Below are 5,600 nucleotides of genomic sequence, written 5' to 3'. Positions count from 1 at the left end.
GTGCGGGGGGAGTGGCGGCGGGTATGCGCCCGCGGCATGGTCCATTGCCCGATCATCGGACCGTCACCGTGGTGCGCGGTAGTCGTTCGGGGTCAAACCCCACCGGCCGGTGAACCCTCCTGACCTGCGGCGGAATGCGTGGGCGAGGGTCGGTCGCCCGTTCGATCGAAGGTGGCGGCGGCGAGGGCCACCGCGGCGGCGGCCAGCACCGGCCAGCCCGTGCCGAGCAGCAGGGCCAGCACCGCCGGGCAGCTCACGGCGGCGGCCAGGCGCGGCGCGCCGTCCAGGACGCGGACCGCCGCCGCGGTGCAGGTCAGGTAGACGGTGAGGAACAGGGCGGTGGGGACGGCCACCAGCTGGGAGGTGGTCAAGGCGCCGGTGCCGACCAGGGCGAACAGCGGGACGCCGGTGAGCACGGTGGCGGCCAGCACGATCAGCGAACCGCGGCGGCCGGCCGCCGTCCCGGACGGGAGCAGGGCGTCCAACAGGGCGGCGGCGCCCGTCAGGTAGGTGTTGGTGGCGGCCAGGGTGAGCACCAGGGCGGCGCCGGCGGCCAGCAGCGGGCCCCGGCCGCCGATCGCGGCGCGCATCAGGTCGGCCAGCGGGACGGAGCCGCCCGCGCCCGGCCCGAGCACCGCGACCGTCGCGGCGGCCAGGCCCAGGCAGAGCAGCGAGGTGACGGCGAAGGCGATCAGCACCACCCGGCGCAGCTGGCGGCGCGGGTCGCGCAGCCGGGTGGTCAGCGAGGCGGCGGCCTCCCAGCCGACGAACGCGAACATCAGCGGCGGCGCGGCCTGCCCGACCCCCCTCCAGCCGTGCGGCAGGAACGGCGTCCAGTGCGCGGCCCGGGCGGCCGGGGCCGCGCCCAGCACCGCGAACAGCACCAGGCCCACCAGTGCGGACACCAGCACCAGTTGCAGCCCCGCGCCGGTGCGCACCCCCAGCAACCGGACCGCCAGCACCAGCACCAGCAGCACCAGCCCCGCCCGGACGGCCGCCGTCCCGTCCGCGCCGACGGCGGCCGCCGCGTAGCTCCCGCCGATCAGGCAGACCACCGGCGCGCCGGCCACCACCCCCGCCAGGAAGCACCACGCGGCGGCCCGGCCCGCCCGCGCGCCCAGGCCCGCCGCCGTGTACCCGGCGACGCCGCCCGCGGAGCCCAGCCGGGTGCCGAGCGCGCAGAACACCACCGCGATCAGCCCGGACAGCGCCAGCAGCGCCAGCCACGTCAGCAGCGAGGCCGGACCCGCCGCGCGCGCCGCGAGCCCCGGCAGGAGCAGCAGGCTCGGGCCGAGCAGCGCGCCGATGTACAGCGCGGACGCCCCGGCGGTGGAGAGGCGGGAGGACGAGAGGGCGGAGGAAGGACGGATCCGGGGACGGGGACGGGTGTTTGACGGGGTGTTGGTCATGCCCTGATCCTGGCCCCGATCGCGCGGCATCCGCTGGCGAAATCAGCCCCGGGGGAGGGCTCCGGCGGCAGGTCGTGCCGGGAAAGCGCTATTCGGCGGCAGTGCGTGCCGGGGATACGAGGCAGGGCGGCGGGATGGGGCGCCGGGACAGAGCGGCCGGCGATGTCCACGGCTCCGGGCCCGGCCGCGCCCGCCGGGGCACGTGCACCAGCGGCGGACGCGGCCCCGCGTGCGCGGCCTACTCGTTCGGGTCCCACTCCGCGAGCTGCTCCATCGGCTCGGTGTCGCCGGTGATCTCCAGGCCCTCGAACGGGGTGCGCGCGTAGAAGTAGAGGACCAGTTCGCTCGCCGTGCCGCGGACCACCAGGTCGCCCGGCTCCGCGTCGGCGGCGAGGTCGGTGCAGCGGACGCCGCCGGGGTCGAGGGTCAGGCGCCAGGAGCCGCCCTCGGTCGCGTGCAGGTCGATGGTCGCGGGCTTGAACGGCCAGGGGACGGACGTCGCCGAGACGGTGGTCAGGAACTCGTCGACGCCCTCGACCGCGACGTCCGCGGGCAGCGGCCGGGCGGCGCCCAGGGTGAGCTGGACGTCGTAGGTGTGGACGGCGATCTCCTGGACCTGGTGCCGGGCCACGGCGCCGCTGGTCTCCGGGGCCTGCGAGCGGCCCCACCACGTCCAGCAGCCGCGGTCCGGGCCGGCCTCGCGCAGTGCGGCGAGCATCAGCTCGGTCGACTCGGCGAGCCAGGCGTCCAGGGCCTCGCGGTCGCGGGGTGCGGTCGGGGCGCCCTTCGGGTCCGTCCTCGCCGGGGGCTCGGCGCCGGGGCCCGCCGCGACGATCGCGGCCTGGCGGCGGCGGCCGTCCCCGAGGTGCTGCGCGAGCTCGCGCAGCGTCCAGTCCGGGCAGGTCGGGACCTGGACGTCGAGGTCGGGGGCGGAAGCGAGCGCGGCACGGAACGCGGTCGAGCGGTCCTCGATCAGCCGCAGGACCTCGGGGTACTCCAGGATTTTCTGCACGCCGGTGGTGTATCACGGGGCTCCGGCCGCCGGATAGCGAATTTGCCGGACGGGGGCGGCAGCGGCCTGACGGACAGTCAACCACCGGGCAGTGCGCATCCGGTCGCGGGATCCGTCGCCGCCTCGGCGAGTGCGTGCACCAGGGGGGTCGCGCGGTCCGGGCGCCAGACCAGGCCCCACCGGACGGGCGGTGCATCGTGGAGGGGCAGGAAGACGATGTCCGGCTGCGCGTGGTAGCGCCGCCCCTCATCGGGTACCGGGCACACCACGCTCCCCGTCGCCACGAGGGCGAGGACCTCGTAGAAGGTGGAGACGGCCGGCCCGCGGAGGACCGGGCGTCCCGCGGGCGTGCGGACCGGCAGGACGGTGCTCTCCCAGTAGGCGGGCAGCGGGCCCTCCACGCGCGGCACCCGGTGGTCGCCGAGCACTTCCATGCTCACCGTTCCCCGTCCGGCGAGCGGATGGTCCACGGCCACCATCAGGCGCAGCGGTTCCTCGCGCAGCACCACGCCGACGGTGAGGTCCGGTTCGCGCACCGGCAGCCAGGTGGTCACCGCGTCGACCTCGCCGGCCCGCAGCGCGCTGAAGGGGTCGTTGAAGAACACCTCCTTGAACCGGAGTTCGACGCCGGGGTGAGCGGCCCGGAAGCGGTCGAGCACCGGGCGCATCTCGTGCATCTGCGCGCCCATCACCCCCAGCGTCAACGTGGAGGGGGAGCGGCGGGCGATGGCCGTCACATCGGCCACGGCCGCCTGGATGTCCGCGTAGGCGGGCTTCAGCCTCCGGTGCAGCTCCTCGCCGAGGGCGGTCAGGCGCACGTGCCGGCTGGTCCGCTCGAAGAGCTGCGCCCCGATGCGGCGCTCCTGCTTCTTGATCGCCTGGCTGACCCGGGCCGGGGAGACCTGCAGGCGTTCGGCACTGCGGCCGAAGTGGAGCTCCTCGGCGAGCGTCAGGAAGATCTCCATGTCCCGCAGTTCCATCCCGCCCCGCCCCCTCCGCGCGCTCCGGAGCCGGTCGTCGGACGGCCCCGGATCATGAACCCCTGGGTTAACGACCATAGCAAGATCGGCCGTTGTTCCCCCGGCCCGGAGCCCCGCATGCTGGAACAGGGCCGGTTCGGCCGCCGCGGGCTCCCCGCCCTGTGCGGCCTTCCGCCCCGACTGCCCGTCTGCTTGCCTGTTCGCCCTCATGAACCCCACAGGAGAGGTTCCCGCGTGACGCCCGACCGCAATGCCGCCCCCGACCCGGCCGCCCGCCATCCGCTGCCGGAGCACGAACGGGTCGTCTTCCTCAAACCACTGGTCGCCGGGACCTGCGTCGAGGCGGGCGACTTCACGTACTACGACGACCCCGACGGCGCGACCCACTTCATCCGGCGCAACGTGCTGTACGCCTACGGCCCGGAGCGCTTGGTCATCGGCAAGTACTGCGCGATCGCCACCGGCACGAGATTCCTGATGGCGGGGGCCGACCACCCGTCGATGGGCGTGTCCACCTTCCCCTTCACCATGTTCGGAGGCCGGTGGGCCGAGCAGACCCTCGACCTCGTCACCGGCATGCCGAGCCGCGGCGACACGGTGGTCGGCAACGACGTGTGGTTCGGGTACGGGGCCACGGTGATGCCGGGAGTGAGGATCGGCGACGGCGCCGTGATCGCGGCGGGCGCGGTGGTCACGGCCGACGTGGCGCCCTACACCGTCGTGGGCGGGAACCCGGCCAGGGTGATCAGGCAGCGCTTCGACGACCGAGCCGTCGAGCAGCTCCTGCGCGCCGCCTGGTGGGACTGGCCTGTCGACGTGGTGAGCGCCAACGTCCGCACCATCATGGCCGGTTCCCCGCAGGACATCGCCCGCATCGCCGCCGCCGAGGGCCTGGAGCGGCCGTGACCGCACCGAGCACCAGGATCCGGCCCGGCAGGGCACGGAACATACCCACCACCGGAGGCGGCGTCACGCTGGACTTCGCCACCGTCCCCGCGGACAGCATCACCCCCCAGCACTACGCCTTCCTGGTCTCCGAGGAGGAGTTCGACGCGGCGTACGCACGGATCGGACAGCGCGGCATCGAGCACTACGCGGACCCGCAGCGGAAGCAGCCCGGCACGGTCAACCACAACGACGGCGGCCGCGGCGTCTACTTCACGGACCCGGCGGGCCACGCCATGGAACTCATCACCGTGCCCTACGGCGGATGGGCCTGACACCGCCGGGCGCCGCTCCGAGCGGTGCGCGCACGCCGTAGGGTGCACAGCATGTCGAGCCCGCAGTACGACCGTATCGACCGTGCCATTCTCGCCCACCTCCAGCGCCACGGCCGGACCCCCAACGTGGACCTCGCCGAGGCCGTCCGGCTCTCGCCGTCCTCCGCGCTGCGCCGCACCAAGGCGCTGGAGGCGGACGGGGTGATCGCCGGGTACCGGGCCGAACTCGACCGGGACCGGGTCGGGTTGGGGCTGACGGTGTTCGTCGCGCTGCGGGTGGAGCAGCACTCGCGGGAGACCTCGCGCTCCATCGAGGAGGCGCTGTGCGCGATCCCCGCGGTGGTCGCCTGCCACGTGGTCTCCGGCGAGGCCGACTTCCTGGTGGAGATCGCCGTCCCCGACCTGGCCAGCTATGAGCAGGTCCTGCTGGACGAGATCCTCGCGGTCGGCCCGGTCCGCGACGCCCGCTCCACCTTCGCCATCCGCACCGTCCGCTCCCGGGGCCCGCTGCCGCTCGACCACTGGCCGCCCCGGCGGGGCGGGTGAGGGATCCCCGGGGCGGGGAACCGGGCGTCAGGAAACCGTAAGGCCGGGGGCGGCGGGCCCGCCGGGCGTCCTCCGTAGGGTGAGGGGCATGACCACCACCACTGCTGGAAACACCGGGGCGCAACGAGTGACGGACCGTCAACCCACCGCCGAACTGGGCGTCATCGGGGGCTCGGGTCTGTACGCGCTGCTCGACGACGTCACCGAGGTGCGTGTGGAGACGCCTTACGGGTCGGCGTCGGATGCGTTGTTCGTGGGTGGGGTGGGTGGGCGGCGGGTGGCGTTCTTGCCGAGGCATGGTCGTGGGCACCGGTTGCCGCCGCACCGGATCAATTACCGGGCCAATGTGTGGGCGTTGCATGCGTTGGGGGTGCGGCAGGTGTTGGGGCCGTGTGCGGTGGGCGGGCTGCGGGCCGAGTACGGGCCGGGGACG

6 protein-coding genes and 1 pseudogene are annotated in these 5,600 nt (G+C 74.5%); 4 read left to right on the top strand and 3 right to left on the bottom strand.

Features of this window, described 5'->3' with window-relative positions; all coding sequences use genetic code 11:
• Positions 1-92 precede the first annotated feature (92 nt).
• The 3 genes from IH44_RS0139240 to IH44_RS0139230 all read right to left on the bottom strand — a co-directional run bounded on the left by IH44_RS0139240 (position 93) and on the right by IH44_RS0139230 (position 3,401).
• Entirely contained in the window at positions 93-1,409 is a 1,317-nt protein-coding gene (locus IH44_RS0139240) for an amino acid permease (protein WP_232795269.1), read from the bottom strand.
• A 238-nt stretch (positions 1,410-1,647) separates the two neighbouring features.
• Complete coding sequence (locus IH44_RS0139235; RefSeq protein WP_030464645.1) at positions 1,648-2,421, bottom strand: maleylpyruvate isomerase family mycothiol-dependent enzyme; 774 nt, start codon at positions 2,419-2,421, stop codon at positions 1,648-1,650.
• Between the two features lie 77 nt (positions 2,422-2,498).
• Positions 2,499-3,401, bottom strand: coding sequence for a LysR family transcriptional regulator (locus IH44_RS0139230; protein ID WP_030464644.1), 903 nt, complete (start codon positions 3,399-3,401; stop codon positions 2,499-2,501).
• A 234-nt stretch (positions 3,402-3,635) separates the two neighbouring features.
• Between IH44_RS0139230 and IH44_RS0139225 the strand changes: the two genes are divergently transcribed.
• From IH44_RS0139225 to IH44_RS0139210, 4 genes and pseudogenes are all read left to right on the top strand, one after another.
• A complete protein-coding gene (locus IH44_RS0139225; protein WP_030464643.1) occupies positions 3,636-4,307 on the top strand; it encodes a CatB-related O-acetyltransferase in 672 nt (223 codons plus the stop codon).
• A 17-nt stretch (positions 4,308-4,324) separates the two neighbouring features.
• Positions 4,325-4,621, top strand: coding sequence for a VOC family protein (locus IH44_RS0139220; protein WP_232795270.1), 297 nt, complete (start codon positions 4,325-4,327; stop codon positions 4,619-4,621).
• A 51-nt stretch (positions 4,622-4,672) separates the two neighbouring features.
• The gene (locus IH44_RS0139215; protein ID WP_030464641.1) at positions 4,673-5,167 is read left to right on the top strand and encodes an Lrp/AsnC family transcriptional regulator; all 495 of its coding nucleotides are present in this window, start codon (positions 4,673-4,675) and stop codon (positions 5,165-5,167) included.
• Positions 5,168-5,255: 88 nt separating this feature from the next.
• Positions 5,256-5,600: pseudogene (locus IH44_RS0139210) on the top strand (5'-methylthioadenosine phosphorylase); the annotation flags it as partial.

The organism is Kitasatospora sp. NRRL B-11411, assembly GCF_000721345.1.
Taxonomy (GTDB): domain Bacteria; phylum Actinomycetota; class Actinomycetes; order Streptomycetales; family Streptomycetaceae; genus Kitasatospora; species Kitasatospora cineracea.
This window is presented reverse-complemented; position numbering and strand designations above follow the sequence as displayed.

What these genes read in the sequence shown, in the direction of transcription:
- IH44_RS0139240 (WP_232795269.1), bottom strand. Translation starts at nt 1,409, where the DNA reads ATGACCAACACCCCGTCAAACACCCGTCCCCGTCCCCGGATCCGTCCT.
- IH44_RS0139215 (WP_030464641.1), top strand. Translation starts at nt 4,673, where the DNA reads ATGTCGAGCCCGCAGTACGACCGTATCGACCGTGCCATTCTCGCCCAC.
- IH44_RS0139230 (WP_030464644.1), bottom strand. Translation starts at nt 3,401, where the DNA reads ATGGAACTGCGGGACATGGAGATCTTCCTGACGCTCGCCGAGGAGCTC.